At 41.3% G+C, this 15,482-nt stretch carries 17 protein-coding genes; 5 read left to right on the top strand and 12 right to left on the bottom strand.

Annotation, left to right across the window (positions count from 1 at the left end):
* Positions 1 to 110 precede the first annotated feature (110 nt).
* The 3 genes from HWQ40_RS12815 to HWQ40_RS12805 form a co-directional block, all read right to left on the bottom strand.
* Positions 111 to 1,298: a TRC40/GET3/ArsA family transport-energizing ATPase gene (locus tag HWQ40_RS12815; RefSeq protein WP_292778264.1), complete on the bottom strand. Its 1,188-nt coding sequence runs from the start codon at positions 1,296 to 1,298 to the stop codon at positions 111 to 113.
* A gap of 104 nt (positions 1,299 to 1,402) precedes the next feature.
* Positions 1,403 to 1,684 carry a hypothetical protein gene (locus tag HWQ40_RS12810; protein WP_292778263.1) on the bottom strand — a complete coding sequence of 94 codons (282 nt, stop codon included), beginning with the start codon at positions 1,682 to 1,684 and terminating at the stop codon, positions 1,403 to 1,405.
* A gap of 343 nt (positions 1,685 to 2,027) precedes the next feature.
* The gene (locus HWQ40_RS12805) at positions 2,028 to 2,405 is read right to left on the bottom strand and encodes a hypothetical protein (RefSeq protein ID WP_292778262.1); all 378 of its coding nucleotides are present in this window, start codon (positions 2,403 to 2,405) and stop codon (positions 2,028 to 2,030) included.
* Between the two features lie 126 nt (positions 2,406 to 2,531).
* Between HWQ40_RS12805 and HWQ40_RS12800 the strand changes: the two genes are divergently transcribed.
* On the top strand, positions 2,532 to 2,726 hold the full coding sequence (locus HWQ40_RS12800; protein ID WP_292778261.1) for a hypothetical protein: 195 nt from the start codon (positions 2,532 to 2,534) through the stop codon (positions 2,724 to 2,726).
* A 12-nt stretch (positions 2,727 to 2,738) separates the two neighbouring features.
* Here HWQ40_RS12800 and HWQ40_RS12795 read toward each other — a convergent pair whose 3' ends face one another.
* From HWQ40_RS12795 to HWQ40_RS12775, 5 genes are all read right to left on the bottom strand, one after another.
* Positions 2,739 to 3,479 (bottom strand): Uma2 family endonuclease, encoded by a 741-nt coding sequence (locus HWQ40_RS12795; protein ID WP_292778259.1) that lies wholly within the window; start codon positions 3,477 to 3,479, stop codon positions 2,739 to 2,741.
* A 168-nt stretch (positions 3,480 to 3,647) separates the two neighbouring features.
* A complete protein-coding gene (locus HWQ40_RS12790) occupies positions 3,648 to 4,025 on the bottom strand; it encodes a DUF2358 domain-containing protein (protein WP_292778257.1) in 378 nt (125 codons plus the stop codon).
* 53 nt (positions 4,026 to 4,078) lie between these two features.
* Positions 4,079 to 4,642: a leucine zipper domain-containing protein gene (locus tag HWQ40_RS12785; protein ID WP_292778255.1), complete on the bottom strand. Its 564-nt coding sequence runs from the start codon at positions 4,640 to 4,642 to the stop codon at positions 4,079 to 4,081.
* A 154-nt stretch (positions 4,643 to 4,796) separates the two neighbouring features.
* Positions 4,797 to 5,495, bottom strand: a complete 699-nt coding sequence (locus tag HWQ40_RS12780; RefSeq protein WP_292778253.1) for a HupE/UreJ family protein — start codon at positions 5,493 to 5,495, stop codon at positions 4,797 to 4,799.
* Between the two features lie 187 nt (positions 5,496 to 5,682).
* Positions 5,683 to 6,417 carry an SGNH/GDSL hydrolase family protein gene (locus HWQ40_RS12775; protein ID WP_292778251.1) on the bottom strand — a complete coding sequence of 245 codons (735 nt, stop codon included), beginning with the start codon at positions 6,415 to 6,417 and terminating at the stop codon, positions 5,683 to 5,685.
* A 250-nt stretch (positions 6,418 to 6,667) separates the two neighbouring features.
* Here HWQ40_RS12775 and HWQ40_RS12770 point away from each other — a divergent pair, with 250 nt between their 5' ends.
* Positions 6,668 to 8,476 (top strand): endonuclease, encoded by a 1,809-nt coding sequence (locus tag HWQ40_RS12770; protein ID WP_292778249.1) that lies wholly within the window; start codon positions 6,668 to 6,670, stop codon positions 8,474 to 8,476.
* A 600-nt stretch (positions 8,477 to 9,076) separates the two neighbouring features.
* On the opposite strand, the gene HWQ40_RS12765 is transcribed toward HWQ40_RS12770, so the two are convergent.
* From HWQ40_RS12765 to HWQ40_RS12750, 4 genes are all read right to left on the bottom strand, one after another.
* On the bottom strand, positions 9,077 to 10,405 hold the full coding sequence (locus HWQ40_RS12765; RefSeq protein WP_292778247.1) for a dihydroorotase: 1,329 nt from the start codon (positions 10,403 to 10,405) through the stop codon (positions 9,077 to 9,079).
* Between the two features lie 251 nt (positions 10,406 to 10,656).
* Positions 10,657 to 12,009, bottom strand: coding sequence for a histidine phosphatase family protein (locus tag HWQ40_RS12760; protein WP_292778245.1), 1,353 nt, complete (start codon positions 12,007 to 12,009; stop codon positions 10,657 to 10,659).
* A 412-nt stretch (positions 12,010 to 12,421) separates the two neighbouring features.
* Positions 12,422 to 12,775 (bottom strand): hypothetical protein, encoded by a 354-nt coding sequence (locus HWQ40_RS12755; RefSeq protein WP_292778243.1) that lies wholly within the window; start codon positions 12,773 to 12,775, stop codon positions 12,422 to 12,424.
* A 151-nt stretch (positions 12,776 to 12,926) separates the two neighbouring features.
* Complete coding sequence (locus HWQ40_RS12750; RefSeq protein ID WP_292778241.1) at positions 12,927 to 13,061, bottom strand: hypothetical protein; 135 nt, start codon at positions 13,059 to 13,061, stop codon at positions 12,927 to 12,929.
* A gap of 446 nt (positions 13,062 to 13,507) precedes the next feature.
* Here HWQ40_RS12750 and HWQ40_RS12745 point away from each other — a divergent pair, with 446 nt between their 5' ends.
* The 3 genes from HWQ40_RS12745 to HWQ40_RS12735 form a co-directional block, all read left to right on the top strand.
* Positions 13,508 to 14,008 (top strand): hypothetical protein, encoded by a 501-nt coding sequence (locus HWQ40_RS12745; protein ID WP_292778239.1) that lies wholly within the window; start codon positions 13,508 to 13,510, stop codon positions 14,006 to 14,008.
* On the top strand, positions 14,005 to 14,775 hold the full coding sequence (locus HWQ40_RS12740) for a hypothetical protein (RefSeq protein ID WP_292778237.1): 771 nt from the start codon (positions 14,005 to 14,007) through the stop codon (positions 14,773 to 14,775). The genes HWQ40_RS12745 and HWQ40_RS12740 overlap by 4 nt, the downstream gene beginning before the upstream one ends.
* Positions 14,772 to 15,482, top strand: a 711-nt coding sequence (locus HWQ40_RS12735) for a hypothetical protein (protein ID WP_292778235.1), incomplete at its 3' end; no start/stop codon positions are given. The genes HWQ40_RS12740 and HWQ40_RS12735, both read left to right, overlap by 4 nt.

The following is a 15,482-nucleotide window of genomic DNA, read 5'->3' as shown; positions in this document are numbered from 1 at the left end:
CAAAAAATTATAAAAACAGACGCTAAAAAGATTGCGTCTGTACTAGCTACAAGAGAAAATTCTTGCTTTTTAGTTTTAACTTTTTGTTGACAAAGTAACGTTCAACAAAATTAAACTCTTGTATTGTCAGCAAAGCGGATTTTCAGATAATCATCTTCCATCTTTGCTCCGGCTGGTTGTAGTGCTGCTAAGGCTTGTGGCAAAACTAAGTTACGACGATGGTTGCCAATAGTAATGTTTAATTCATCTCCAGTTTTACTGAGTTGAACTTGGTCTTTAGGAATACCAGGTAAGTAAAGTTCTAAGCTGTATTGATTTTCCTCTTGCACTACTCTAAGAGTTGTTTCTTTGTAATAAACCTGAGTCGGATCTTCATCTTTATAAAGAGTTTCTTTCAGGCGTTCTAATGAAGCTAATCCGCACATTTCCTCAGAAAATAAGGGAACTTCTTTCACAGGCAGAGGGTGAAAATTATCATGAATTTCTTGGCGATATTGCTCCTGACTTTCCTTCCAACGTTGGAAAAATGGATCTTGGACTTCGCTTGGAATAATGCGATTAGCCACTACTAAATCTGTTGCAACATTATACAAACTCAGATAAGCATGGGCGCGGAGAGACTCTTTAATCACCATCTTTTCGGGATTAGTGACAAGACGTACTGAGGTTTGAGTATTATCTGTTAATACTTTTTCCAGAGCTTCAATTTGTTCATAAAATTCATAAGGCGCATCCATCACCTCTTTATCAGGTAGCGAAAAACCAGCAATTGGTCTAAAAAAAGGTTCAACCAGGGGTCGAAGTGCCACCGAGATGTTTTGAAATGGTTTGTAAAAACGGCGCATATACCAGCCACCAACTTCAGGTAAACTCAGTAAGCGCAGTGCTGTGCCGGTGGGGGCTGAGTCGATAATTAAGACATCAAACTCACCTTCATCGTAATGGCGTTTCATCCTTACCAAGCCAAAAATCTCATCCATGCCTGGTAAAATTGCCAATTCTTCCGCCTGTATGCCGTCTAAACCCCTTGCCTGTAAAACTTGGGTAATATAACGTTTCACAGCACCCCAGTTTCCCTCCAGTTCTTGCAGGGCATCGAGTTCAGCACCCCACAGATTTGGGCGAATTTTTCGGGGTGTATGTCCCAGTTCCATGTCAAAACTGTCTGCGAGGGAGTGGGCGGGATCTGTACTTAAAACCAACGTCTGATAACCTAGTTCCGCGCAACGGAGTCCAGTTGCAGCAGCGACGGAAGTTTTGCCCACACCGCCTTTACCAGTCATTAAAATTACACGCATAGATGCTTCTATCCTGCCTGAGAATTTTTTACATTTATTTACATTATCGACTGTTTAAGGAAAATAAATGTTGTTTCAACACGTCTAGGCATTATTATGAGTATTTACCCTAACTCATCCGTTGGGTTTTGCTGCAATAACTGGTCAAGCTTAGTTTCCAGTGCTGAGAGTTTTTTGAGAATTGTGGGGCGATCGCCATCAATAGAAATTAGTAAATTGGTTATTCTCTCTTGTATATTCGTTAATTGTGCTACCGCATTCTGAATTTGCAGCATTCCTTCTCGGAGTTCTTGGCGTTCCTGACGTGCTTCTGCCATTTCATCTAACATAGCTTGGACTGTTTTAGCATTACTCTCAAGTAGATGTTTGAGTTCTTTATCAGTCATTGCGATCGCGCTTTGAAGTTGAGTTTATTATTAACTCTAAAGTATTGAGGGATTTTGTTTCAATCCCCGGTGGGGCAGCACAGTTGTCATTGGTGTCAACTTAAGGTTAAAGCCAGTCTAGAAAAAGTTTTTAGCAGATTATCTCGTTCCCAGTCGGAGACTGGGAATGCCCCTCATTGGGGCTGCCGCCTCCCGAACTCGCGGCAGAGCCGCCAGGAGTAGCATTTCCAGCCTCTTGCTGAAAACGAGATTTTAAAAGGGTTTTGGCTTAAGTTTACACCAATGCACAGTTGTGCTACCCCGCACTATGGTTTAATTATCTGAAAATTGCGATCAGGGCTGTTTACTGGCTCAACATGGCAAAAGCTTGCTCAACCAGCATCTTAGCTTTGTGCAAATTCAACAGCTTTTCCTGTTCAAATCTATCGGGGTAAGTCATTTTCCTACCTTCGAGCGTTAGCCGAATCAGTGCTATTTGCTCATCTGTAGGTGAACTCATCTCATCTATCGCTGCGCCAATATACTGAAAAGTCGTGAAAGTGGGAGCCTTTAACCCTCTTCCCTCTTGCATCTGATGTAGTGCTAGTTGTGGGAATGCCATCAGAGAAGTGATGTAAGAAACTTTGTATCCTGGATTTCCTGTCGGCTTGATACCGTAGCGTCGGCATAAGTCGCGTAACTCTCGGATGGTTTTGATTTCAAGTTCGGAACGCATGAACATAAAATAGAAGTGTCTCGTTTCTAATGGGATATTTGGTGGGTATCTAGTTTCTCAGGCGAAATACCCACTAATAAATCATTATTCAATATGTATATCAATTAATCCAGATATATTAAGTAACGTAAAGTGTCTAAAGATAATCGTGGAAATCCAGAAATTAAAAATCATGGTTTTAAAACTGACAGAGATAAACCATTGACTGAATACATAAACTTGCGAGTCAGCAAGGAAATGAAGGAAGAGGTAAAAGCTAAAGACGATCCTCCAGAATTTTGCCGCCGTGCTATCCAAAAAGCACTAGATGAAGAGAAAGAGAAGTAGTGCTTATTTTTCCTACTCTAACTCTTCTGGATTAACCCCCAATTCCTTCAATCTAGCCTTCAGTTCTTCCACCTGCTGTTGTACAAGTTCCCTCTGTTGTCGTTCAGCTTTAGTTTCTCGTTCTGCTGCTTGTGCCCTTTCTTCGGGAGTCGCTACCAACTGATTATCTACGTTAAAAAACCGTAATTTTGACTCATAGATTCCCAAAAATAATTCTAACTGCTGACTCCACAGCCACCCTTGAGCATTTGGTTCCAAAGCTTGATATTTACCACCCACTAAACGAAATCCTTGAAACTCCAAAGTATTGGGGTGAAACCAAAAATATTCCGGCGTGCGAAAAGTCTCCTGGTAAAGTTCAAACTTTAGACCTTTATCAACCTTGGCAGTACTATTAGAAAGTAATTCAATAATCACATTGGGATACTTTCCTTTTTCTGCCCATAATACCCAACTTTTGCGGGGGCGATTTTCACAATCCTTGACGACAAAAAAATCTGGGCCTCTAAAGTCTCGTGTGGTAATCTGTTCTGGGCTAAAATAAATCGTTAAATTTCCAGTAGCATAAAAATCATTACGCTGACGCCACCACCATTTCAGACACGCCAATAGTAGTTCAATTTGCTCGCGGTGTAGATCGCTTTCCAAAGGAGGCTCATCACTCCATAAATCACTAGGGGGAATGATAATATCTTCTGCTTCTGTATGTATAGTTAATTCAGCAGGGATTTCAGGATTTTTGGCAGCCGTCACGTCGCTTTGCTCCAAATTCAAAATTCAAAATTCAAAATTAACAATTCCCATAAGGAAATTTACTTGCTCTGTATCCTTTTATTTCTCGTTCATAAAGATTAATGGCTTTTGTTGTTACGTTTAGTGTAATAGCAATCATCTGCTCAGATATATCAATTATTAACTTTTTCAAGAGGAAAAATGCTGTTTCACCACATCTAGGCGTGAACAGTTCCAATAATCGAGATGAGAGACAATTAAACCATCAGAGTTAAGACCTAATTCACTCCAACCAGGAATAGAGATTCGTGGCTTCCAGGGGAGAGGAGTATTCCAACTAAGTGTCCACTCAGTTTTTATTGTGTTTCCTAAACGTTGAATATTATGTAAGTCCATCTTGGGATCTAAAAACCAAGTTTGGATAAAATTAATCATTTGTTTGTAACGTTTAACACCACTAAATTTATTCAGTGGGTCTTGAAAATAAACGTTTGGAGTGTAAATGCTGTAAGTTTGATTGACTGGGAATCTTTGATAGTCTTGTTTGAGGATTTCAATGATATCCATGATAAATAAATATATCTGTAAGTTGGTTTAATATGAAAACTGAAAAACTGAAATTAACCTTCATTCCATAAACGTTCTAACTGACGCCGCCAAGCAGTTAGGACTTCTTCTCGCCCTTGTGAAGTTTGATTTATTTCGCCCATCATTCCTTCGGCATAAAAGCGTTCTAAGCTTTGCATGGTAGCTTGCAGAGATTGTCCTTGCTGTTTTGCTGCCTGAATAATTTGCCGGATACGGCTTTCAATTAGTCGATTAAAGACATTATTTAATCCAGCCTGATGGAGAGATACAAGTCGGTTGATTGCATTGGACAAATCTGCACTCACTAAAGTAGCACTGTGATGTTGAAAGACTCCCCAAACGACCCCTTCATACAAAGCGTAACGTACTTCTTGAGTGTCATCGAAGTTGGCTTCTAGGAACTGTTCTAAAAATGGTTGGGCTTCTTGAATGGGGAGAATAGGCAGTAAAACTCGCAACCAAGTATTATCTTCGGAAAGCAGCACCAACAGCCGAAAAGTAGCAGTGTCTACTTGCCACGATCCAGGAGCGATTGTTGCAATAGCCGATGTGCCAAATAATTCTGTTAGCGTAGCCGCAATTTCTTCAGGTGTCATAACCTTATATTTTAGATATAGCCTCTAGATTAGCGCAGAGGTGCATCAACTTATTCACTATAATTGCTTGTCCAGTCTGAAAACGCAGTGGGGGCGCACAGCTAGGTGTACGCCCCCACGAATGAATGTATTCCACTGAATTGAAATATCTGATTTAAATAAGCGAATTGCTCAAAAACACGATGCCGATCGCACACAAAGCGAAGCCAGCAAGGCTGATTTTCCAAGGTAAAATTCGGTTTATTTCTCCCATACCCATCCCAACACCAATTTCTCTAGCACTCATGGCAACCGCAAACAGAGTTAAGGTAATACCTAGTATATAAGCAACTACTGGTATCATTCCTGCACTAACAATAGATTCAGCATTAGCGTAACCCTGAAATAAACCAGCACTGATGCCCACCAGCGCAAGCACCAGAAAGTTTAGTTGATTTGGCATCATCAGCATAGTACCAAAAACAATGGTAGAAATGGCGATGGCTGCGCCAACGCTTTCAGCGAACGCTATTTCTGTGCCTGGTAAATTTAGCTGAAATATATGAATTACAATGCCTAAAACTGTTGCGAAGACAAAACATCCAGCGATCGCAGCGCCACGAACAAACACAGATGAGAGTAAGCCAATCGCAACAATACCAACTAAACAGTTTAAACTAATTACTGGATCTGCTAATCCCCAGACAAAGGCTTCCCAAGCGTTAGAAATGCTATGTTCAAATGGTGTTCCACTCAATGAACTCAGTAAGCTAATTAAAATTAAAGTTGCGATCGCCCCAATATGGCGATCCATGAACTTTGAGGTCTTAAGTTCCCCGCAAGCACACGATTCTGATAATTTAGTCTTGAACATCGCTATATACCAAATTAGTTTTTAGGTAATTTATACTACCCACCTACCCCAAAAAACTAACGTGGTAATGATGCTAGATTACACTAGCTTCACTAAGTTATCTAAAGCCAAGTTGATTTCAAAGTGAAAAGTCTGAATGCAGGCTAAAAACTTTCTCTTATCCTTTAAACCACACAACAGCCTGTTCCTATATCTTTCTGACGATGCTATCAACCAAATTTTGAATCATTTGGGCATCCGTTTCACTTAAACTTTCCAACTCAATTCTGTTGTTTTCTTGTGGAGTACTAGAATCGCTACTGTATATACAACGACTCAAGCCTACGGGACTATTCCCATAAAGTGTTGTATAGAATACACACGCTGCGACATACGATCCAATCGGACTAGGGTGGCTTTGATCCGAACTGTAAAGGTTTAATTTCAGATTCGCTTCCTGAATTTTTTGCCAAGCTATTCCCACAGGTGCAACTTTTGCTTTCAGTTCTTTAGCAATGCTCATGTAAGCATCAGTCAATATCTGTTGCGTTTCTGGTTGATTTTGCTTTGCCCAAGTCAAGTAAAACACTGTTTGGGAATTCACTCGCTTAATCTCGGCATCAAACAGAGTAGCGTACTTGTACATTTCCTGGGGATTGGTAATTGGTAGAGTACTTTGCTCTTGCAATACTACATAATCCCAGCGTTTCGCTTTCAAAAGTCTGAGTGCTTTACCATGTTTCCAGTGGTTTTTAAGTGTAGCTCCACCAATCACAACCATTTCAGTTTCTAACTTTTTAGGTTCTTTCGCTGAAACAGACAAATGTTGTGTCAACCAAGGAAGATCGTTGAAATATGTATAGCTGTTGCCAATAAATAAAACTCTGATTGCCTGCTGTTCAGCTACTGGGAAAGAATTTGCCTGAATCTGCCTTCTTAGCATTTTAAACAAGACAATTATCAGAAAGAGGAATAAACATACATATACTATCTTGGTGTTGCTCATCATCCCTGAAATCTTTGCAGTATAACTTATTTTCGGACGGGATTTTTTTGGAAATAGTTCTGGCTATTGATGAGTATATGAAAGTTTTTCCCAAGAGATTGCAAATTTTACCCAACCTAAAACTTTTCTTAACTGAACTGTATTAATAAGAAGACTAATCTAGAAAGTACCTTCATTGGAAGAGACAATGAAATTTATCAAATTGCTAATACTTAGTATTGCTTTTATCTTCTTTGGATGGATTAGTCCACTGCAAGCTAGTTCAATAGCTCAATTGCCAACTCCTTTACCTGTAGTTGCACAACGTGAAACAACATCTTTGGAAAATTCACAGGATGTATTGACTGTTGCAACTTTTAATGTCGAGAATTTAGACCCGAAAGATCAACGCTTTGATAATATTGCCAAAATTATTGCCAATAATTTGAACGCACCAGATGTGATTAGTTTAATTGAAGTTCAGGATAATAACGGGCCAACCAATGATCGGGTTGTGAATGCAAATCAGACTTACCAAAAACTGATTGCTGCGCTCGAAAATATTGGTAGTCCAGCATACGACTTTGTTGATATTCCGCCTAGCGACGATCGAGATGGTGGAGAACCTGGAGGTAATATTCGTGTCGGTTTCTTGTTTCAACCCAGCCGGATAACTCTAGCAAAAGCGCCCCAAAAAGGCGGTTCATTAGATGCTGTGACTATTACTCAAAGTTCAAATGGTCTTGACCTCTCGCTGAATCCTGGTCGGATTGACCCCACGAATGATGCTTTCGATGAAAGCCGTAAGCCACTTGTAGCAGAATTTATTTTTAACGATCAAAAACTGTTTATTATTGCTAATCACTTTGTTTCCAAGCTTGGAGGTTCTCCCAGCGATGTTAAACGAGTGAAACAAGCCGAAATCGTGAATGAATTCGTAGCGCAACTACTACAAGTTGACCCGCAAGCCAAAGTAATTGTATTGGGTGATTTAAACGATTTACCAGATTCCCTACCTCTGAAAGCCTTGAAGGGCAACATTCTTGAGAATCTGACGGATCGTTTACCTGTTAGCGATCGCTTTAGTTTTAAATTCAAGGGAAACCCTGAACTTATTGACCATTTGCTAGTCAGTAAAAATCTTTCCCGTGTTGCTCAACCAGAAATTGACATTGTGCATGTCAATGTAGGCTTTAGTAAGCCTGTCAGCGACCACGATCCTGTAATTGCAGCGTTTACATTACCTGCGAACCAGTCCAAACCTGACACTATTCCTCCTGTTGTTCAACCCATTCCTACTCCCGTAAATGATTCTGCGATTATATTGCCTCAATTATCCAAGGTTGCTTTAGTTGATGAACTAGCTAAGGAGTATACACCGAGCAAAACTTTGAATTACGATCGCGCAAGAGACGAAATGTTTGGCGTTATTGACAACCAAGCAGGTATTGTGACAGATATCTATGCCAGTTACCCAATTACTTTGGTTGGCAATGACGATCCTAGTCAGGAAGCTGACGAATTAGGACTGAATACTGAACACGTTTGGCCACAAAGTAAAGGCGCTGACAAAGGTAATTCCCGAAGTGACCTTCACCATCTATTTCCTGCACGAGCAGATATTAATAGTGAGCGAGGCAATAAACCTTTCGACGATATAGCTGACACAACTACTAAAAAATGGTATCGAAATGATACTGTTCAATCTACAATTCCTAGTAGTGGAATTGACGAGTTTAGCGAATTAACATCTTCTAAATTTGAGCCTAGAGAGAAAGTAAAAGGGGATATAGCTAGAGCAATTTTCTACTTTTACACTATTTATCGGCAACAAGCTGAGAAAGTAGACCCAAATTACTTTCAGAATCAGCGTCAGACTTTGTGTAAATGGAATCAGCAAGACCTACCTGATACTACTGAAATAGAACGGAATCGTGCGATCGCTAGATTTCAAGGTAATGAAAATCCATTCGTGTTAGATGTGACATTAGCAGAACGGGCATACTGTAATTCTTAAATGCAGTAACTTCAGAGTTAATTATTCATTTTTGAGTAATACAGTGAAGATACTACCATTTGGATAATTATCTTCAATAGTAATTAGACCTCTTGCACGAATGCAAAACTAGCCCACCCTGCGGGATCTTGCTACATCCCCCAACCCCTTCTCCCAAAATTGGGAGAAGAGGAGACAATTTCAAAGTCCCTCTCCCAAGCTTGGGAGAGGGATTTAGGGTGAGGGCTATAGAAATTTACAAAATAGTAATTCAGGGAGTAATATCATGTCCAGTTAAAGCACTTATAATTAAGACTGCAAGGGGGCAGTGAGCAGGGAGCAGAGGGAGAAAGAGTTTTCAGGTTTTTGCATAGATGCAGGAATTATAACTAATTACCAGGACTTGATATACAGCATTTTGCATCTAAACGAAGTACATCTTTACCCCCCTTAATCCCCCCGATGTATTGGGGGGAAATTTCCAATCTAGTTCCCTCCCCTTTCCAAAGGGAGGGTTAGGGAGGGGTATTTTTGTACTTCATTAACTTGCAATCTGCTGTAAGGAAATCTATTGAATCTTTTAGGGGATTAGTTATATTCCGTAGTTTTAAGTACGCTTTTTCAACACCAGGTTTGCACAACATGACCCTTCAATTGTTGTCCTAACCAAGGTGTATTTTGTGAAAGTGTATAAAGACTTTTACGTTCGACTTTCCAAGTTTGCTGGGGATCAAATAAAGTAAGTTCCGCTGGTTGATGAGGTACGATCGCACTTACTTTTTGCCCCAAACACTCTGCTGGATTGGTACTCAATGCCCGCCATAATTCTAAAGCTGTAAATTCCTCAGTTTCAACGAGATATTGCCACAGCAAAGGTAATGCTAACTCTAAACCAATTGCCCCAGCGGGTGCTTCGGCAAAGGCTTGGACTTTTTCTTCGTAGCTGTAGGGTGTGTGATCGATAGCGATCGCATCAATTACACCCGCACGTACCCCTGCACGCAACGCCGCCACATCACTGGGATTACCTAAAGGCGGGTCTAAATGCAAGCTGGTGTGATAACTCTTAACTGCTTTGGTATCAAGTAAAAGGTGCATCCAGGTGGTGCTAGCGGTGATGGGTAAACCAGCTGCTTTAGCTGAGGCGATTAATTCCACACTGCGAGCTGTGGAGACACGCATGATATGCACTGGTGTGCCGATGGTTGCAACCAATTCAAGCATGGCTGCGATCGCAGTAGTTTCAGCGCTGGTGGGTATTGGGGGTAAACCAAAACGGAGAGCATTTGTCCCTTCTCTGATTACACCATTCGCTGTTAAATGGCGATCGCTAGGCCAAAATGCTACTGGTTTGCCCAAAGGCTGGAGATACTCTAACACTCCCCGCACCAGCGCCAAATTTTCTAAAGGTTTACCATCAGTAAAACCAACAATTCCAGCAGACGCTAAATCTGCCAATTCCGTCATCTGCTTCCCAGCAACATCTACGGTGATAGCACCCCAGATGTGAAGCAGGGGAGCAGGGGAGCAGGGGAGCAGGGGGGACAAACTCTTCTCTGCCCCTCTGCTCTTCTGCCCCTCTGCTCCTCTGCCTCTCTGCCCCTCTGCCCTCTTCTGCTGCAACTGTGCCACAAGCGCAGGGTTATCAATAACTGGCGATGTATCGGGTAAAATGCTAACTCTAGTAAAGCCGCCAGCAGCAGCAGCTTGTAAGAAAGACAAGAGGGTTTCTCGTTCTTCAAAGCCAGGTTCACCAGAGTGGCTGTACAAATCCACTAATCCAGGCCCGAGAACTAATCCCTGACAATCTCTGATTTGAGTATCGGAACTGATATCAGAAATGTGCGAAGCCACTTCTCGGATATAACCATCAGCAATCAGCACATCAAAGAGTTCGTCGATTTCAGAAACTGGATCAATCACTCGTACTTTTTGCAGCAGTTGAGTCATAAAAGTTTTTAGTTATGAGTTAGGAGTTAAGTAGGTAGGCATAATTAAACATCAAGTAAAATCCTAGTTCGTAGTGAGCGATTCATTGCTCAAAGCAAGGATTATTAGGACTAAAGTCCTTACTAAAAACTTTAATTTATTTACGTCTAGCTACTTATGAGTTATTTGTTCTTCAGTCATTGCTTCTAACTTTATTCCTCACTCCTAACTCCTCACTCCTAACTCCTAACTCCTCACTCCTAACTCAGCACTCACAATGCTCCCGCTGCTGTTTTATCTAGTACGCCTCCACCAAAGTGATAGGTAATGTTCATCGCTTGCAGTACTGGTAAACCATCGATTCCAGCAGGGTAGTCGATAACACTGACTGCACCATTACCCTGGCGAAAACTCCAGAAGTTTTCCAGCGATAAACCTAGAATGTGACAAAGCAAGGTTTTGTTAGTAGCGTCATGAGCTACTACTAATACAGTTTTGAATTGATTATTTGATGCTGTTTGCAGAATTGATTGCCAAGCTGCAACGCTGCGCTCCCATACCTGTTGCAAATTCTCCCCTTCAGGCATTTGCACTTGCGTTGGTATCAGCCGCCATCGCTGCAACTCTCCCGGAAACTCTTGTTCTATCTCTGTTTCTAATTTTCCTTCCCAGAGACCATGACTGATTTCTCTTAAACCATCTTGCAATTCTAACTTTACATTCGGATGTTGTTTTAAGATAATCTCTGCTGTTTCTTTAGGGCGTAGCATTGTGCTACTTACAGCAAAATCAATTGCTACTTCTTGGAGAAATTCACTTGCTTTTTGTGACTGTTGTCTACCGTTGTCGTTGAGGGGGACATCAATTTGCCCTTGAAACCTGGTTTGGCGATTCCAGTCGGTTTCACCGTGACGCACTAGTAACAATCGTACTCCTTGATGATCCGGTCGCAATGAAGGTAGAGTTTCTCCGGTGTGTTGCGTCTGATTTAAGGATTCTAGCTGGACTGGTTCGCCCAATCCTCCAGCAAAATTTAATACGGTGATGCCACAGTTAGATTGCTGTATTGAGTGGTAACGACTGGGAGAGATTCCTAACGCTGTGCTAATCAAGGCGCGATTAATTCCGTTATGTCCCACAATGAGAATAGTTTCGCCTTGATGTTGAGACAAAATTTCTTGCCAAAACTGCCGTGCTTGTTCGTATAAAGCAAGAACGGGAAAATGTTCTCTTGTTCCTTGTGCATCATTAAGCAGCATCCCCAGTTCATCGGGATGTTGATGCCAAATGCGGTAATCTTCGGCAAATTTTTGCTTGACTTCAGCAGTCAGCAGCCCTTGCCATAAAGGCAGGTCGATTTCTAGCAGCAAATCAGAAACTTGGATTACAGCAGATTGTTTCGCCTGAGTAGCTAACTCACTATGGATAATATCTGCTGTGTGTTTCGCTCGTTGTAAGGGACTACTGTAAATCGTATTAAATAAGATATTGCTGAGGGCTTTGCCTGCTTTCTTGGCATCGTTACGACCTTTTTCGGTTAATGTTGACGCATCAGTGCGTCCTTGGATACGCCGCTCGGTATTATAACCGCTTTGACCGTGGCGCACAATGATGACACGAGTCATCTCAAAGCCCTCCTCTTATCTTGACGATCAATTTTACTGCAAAACGATTGCATAATTATCGACTCAGGAAGGCGGATTGAGTCAGGTGGAAAACTTTATTCTGCTAGAGGAGGCAGTACGATCGGCTAAAACTGCCGTTGTCTGAACAATATTTTCTAATAAAGCTGTTTTGATTTAAGTAAAAATAGTAACAGTGAAAATGATGTAGGCACAATTTCAGAATTGTGCCTAGTAGAATGTCTAACCTAGTAATGAAAAGTTTGTAGTAAGGACTTTAGTGCTTAGAAAATTAAAGACTAAAGTTCTTACTACAAACTTGTTGACCTTACTAATTTAAACTTAACAGACTCTTAGCAAGGATTTTGGGAAACGCAAAATTAATTAAAACTACAGCGTCAGCCTTTATACCTGATTATTTTCTCCCTATATCTAACTGTACTTGCAATCCATCATTGTCACTGCCTGACTGAGCCGGTGTTAAGAAAACTGAAGTGTCTGGCTGTGATAATGATTCGTTAAAGCGGATTTTGGCTGGAGTTTTATTTTCTCTTCTATTATTGTTGGAAAGACTTGCTGGATTAGTTTGCTCAAAAAAACTTCTAAAGTCATCTTGGGCTGTTTTCTGATCAATTCCAAGTAGAGAATCACCAGTTAATCTGTATTGTCCGGGATTTGAGTTTGATGCTGGTGATTGGGCAGAGACTTGGCTTCCTAAGCTTGCAAAGGCTACCGTAATCCCTAAGAAAGCAATAATTTTGGCGTTCATTTGTTTCATCCAAATTATTTTTAATATTGCTTGTCTATTATTCTCTGGGAAAAATATTTTGATTAACTCTATCGTTAGGTTCAACTATAATAATTTTATTGCGTATATACTTAGCCTGTCAATGATTTTTGCTGTTTTAGGCATTAACAAGCTATAGCTTTGGCATCTCTTTGGAAGTTGGATTATCTGGTTCAGTTTCTGGGCGATCGCAGTTAAGTTCGTTGAGATATGCCAGCATTAAATTAGGGATATTTAACAGTCGCAGTAGAGCGAGCGCACTCAGCACAGAAAGCGCTAAGATTGCGTCAGCCTAGCCCATCGTAGACGTTGCTAACAAACAGGCGCTTTCTCACTGCCAGCGATACCAATCTAACGCCGTGTGCGACTTTATCTCAAACCTAACCCCAAACCTTCCCTCATAGAGCTACGGTGTACACACAAGTCTGAAGTAGTTTACAAATCTGGTTTTTACCCCACCCTAACCCTCCCCTTGGAAAGGGGAGGGAACAAGATTTCTTATTTCCCCCCTTTATAAGGGGGGATTAAGGGGGGTAATTTGACTTGTGTATACACCGACCGTAGCGACCTTTCGGGGAGAAGAATAGAAGCGGGGTTCCAAGAATAAGTCACACATCGCGTAATCTAGATATTCAGTATGACGTTAAGTATCCAGGGTGTATAGTAAATTCAGCGTAATTAAGCGGAATCGCAACCGAATTAGTTTATTTTGCTATGCCAAACGAGCTTTTACAGATTTTAGTAGCTGCATTTATCGGTGCTGCTTCTGGGTATCTGATTAATCAATTACCCCCACTAAGAACCTTTCGGGGTAGCTGGTTCTTGGTTACTGCTGTAGTAATTGAACTTGCTCTCTTGTCAGGAATTTGGGCATGGTTGTCTGGAGAAGTTGCAAAAACATCAAATGTCAGAGGATTGGTTCAAATGATTGGTGCTGCCTTTGTGGGAGCCTTTTTAGTGAATATTCTTCAACTCATCTTTGGTAACGTTTGGGGTAGACAGTCTTCACAACCAACTCCCCCTCAGCCAGATGCAAATCGGGGAACTGTTGTCAGAGGGACGCGGATGACAGGGAAAGGACATAAAGCAAAAATTATTAAAGGAGACGTTTGGGTAGAAGATACTCAGATAGACGGTGAAAACCAAGAGTTTTCTGTGACAGATGAAGCCAATCCTCCATCTTCTCCCCAACAAAATAATCTTCCGAATCCATGATTATTGCCAATCGCACACAGGAACTTCTACTTTTTAATCGGATGGTGGAGGGAACCGTTGCCAAACGTATACTTTTAATTAAAGCTGAATCTGGTTTTGGCAAAACTTGGTTGCTAGCAAGGTTTAAGCACACATTACCTGAAGAGAATGTATTGTGTGTAGATATAGATATCAAATCGGCAGAGCGAGGGATTGCCTACATTTTTGACTGTGTACCTGACTATTTAGGAAAGAAACGTTTTCCTAAGTTAAATGCTGCTATGGAGCAATATCTCAGTTCAGGGATAGAAGTCTCTGACACAACAATGATTGGCAAAGATAACCAGTTAAGTGTGGTTTTGTCTAGTGAAGATAAGTTGGCACTCGATCTTCGCTTTGCTAAAGTACAGGAGGCATTTTTTCAGGACTTAGAGCAAATTCCTGAAAAGCTAGTATTTTTGTTTGATTCTTACCAAAAAGCTCCCACTGAACTGGCAAACTGGTTAAGTGGCAAATTTTTAAGACAAGTTGTCAAGATAAAAAAGTTGATTGTGGTAATTGCCGGACAGGAGATTCCTGAACCAACAGTTGAGTGGATGGGTTTACATGACTTTTGTCCTTTGGGAGCGATTTCGGAATTGAAAGCCTGGTGTGACTATGCCCAAAATGAAGGACTATCCCTGAATGAATTTCAAGTCGAGTCTGCAATGATACTGTGTGAAGGTCAACCTGCGAAAACTATGACAGCCTTAAAAACGCTACACGCGACGGCGAGGAAACGGCTGTGAATAATTTATTTTTAGAGAAGCTGGCAAAGGCACAAACAGACGAAGAACGCTCTTGGATTGTCACGGAAAGTTTTCTCTTAACGCTTTCGCCTGAGTTAGCTGCGGCTGTATGGGCGGTGGTAGTGCCACACTGGTTTAATGCAGAGATTTTGGCAGCACTGCGCCCAGAATTGCTTTCCACATCATCTCAGCTTTATACAGAATTGCAAGCTTTACCTTTTGTGGAAGAGTTTCCTGATAGAGGGCATAATGTTCATGACTTGACGCGAAATCTGATGTTAGAACATCTGCGTCTTGAACGTCGGGATGAGTTTATCACGTTGTCGCAACGAGCAGCCGAGTATTTTGGCAGCACCAATGAACAGCCAGAAACTCAAATTGAATGGCTGTATCACTTGATTGTAGTTGACCGGGAGTGGAAAGGCAGTGAGCTTTGGGATTTAGCACAAAATTGGGACAATAATTTTCGTGTTGCCGAACTAGAATCGCTGATTACAGCATTATTAGAACAGATTGCAGCAGCGCAAGTGGCAACTCCAGCTAAAGCAGAAGTTTATTATTGGGCAGGTAAAGCACAATTTCGAGTTTATAGAGCAACAGAAGCCTTAGAGCGCTACGAAACAGCATTGGCATTCTACCGCGAGATAGGCGCTCGCTTGGGTGAAGCTAATACCTTAATAGCAATCGGCGATGTCTTGCAGTTCCTC

The sequence above is a fragment of the Nostoc sp. NMS9 genome (assembly GCF_017114995.1).
Taxonomy (GTDB): Bacteria; Cyanobacteriota; Cyanobacteriia; order Cyanobacteriales; family Nostocaceae; genus Nostoc.
Note: the sequence above shows the minus strand (reverse complement) of the source record. Positions and strands in the feature narration are given on the sequence as shown.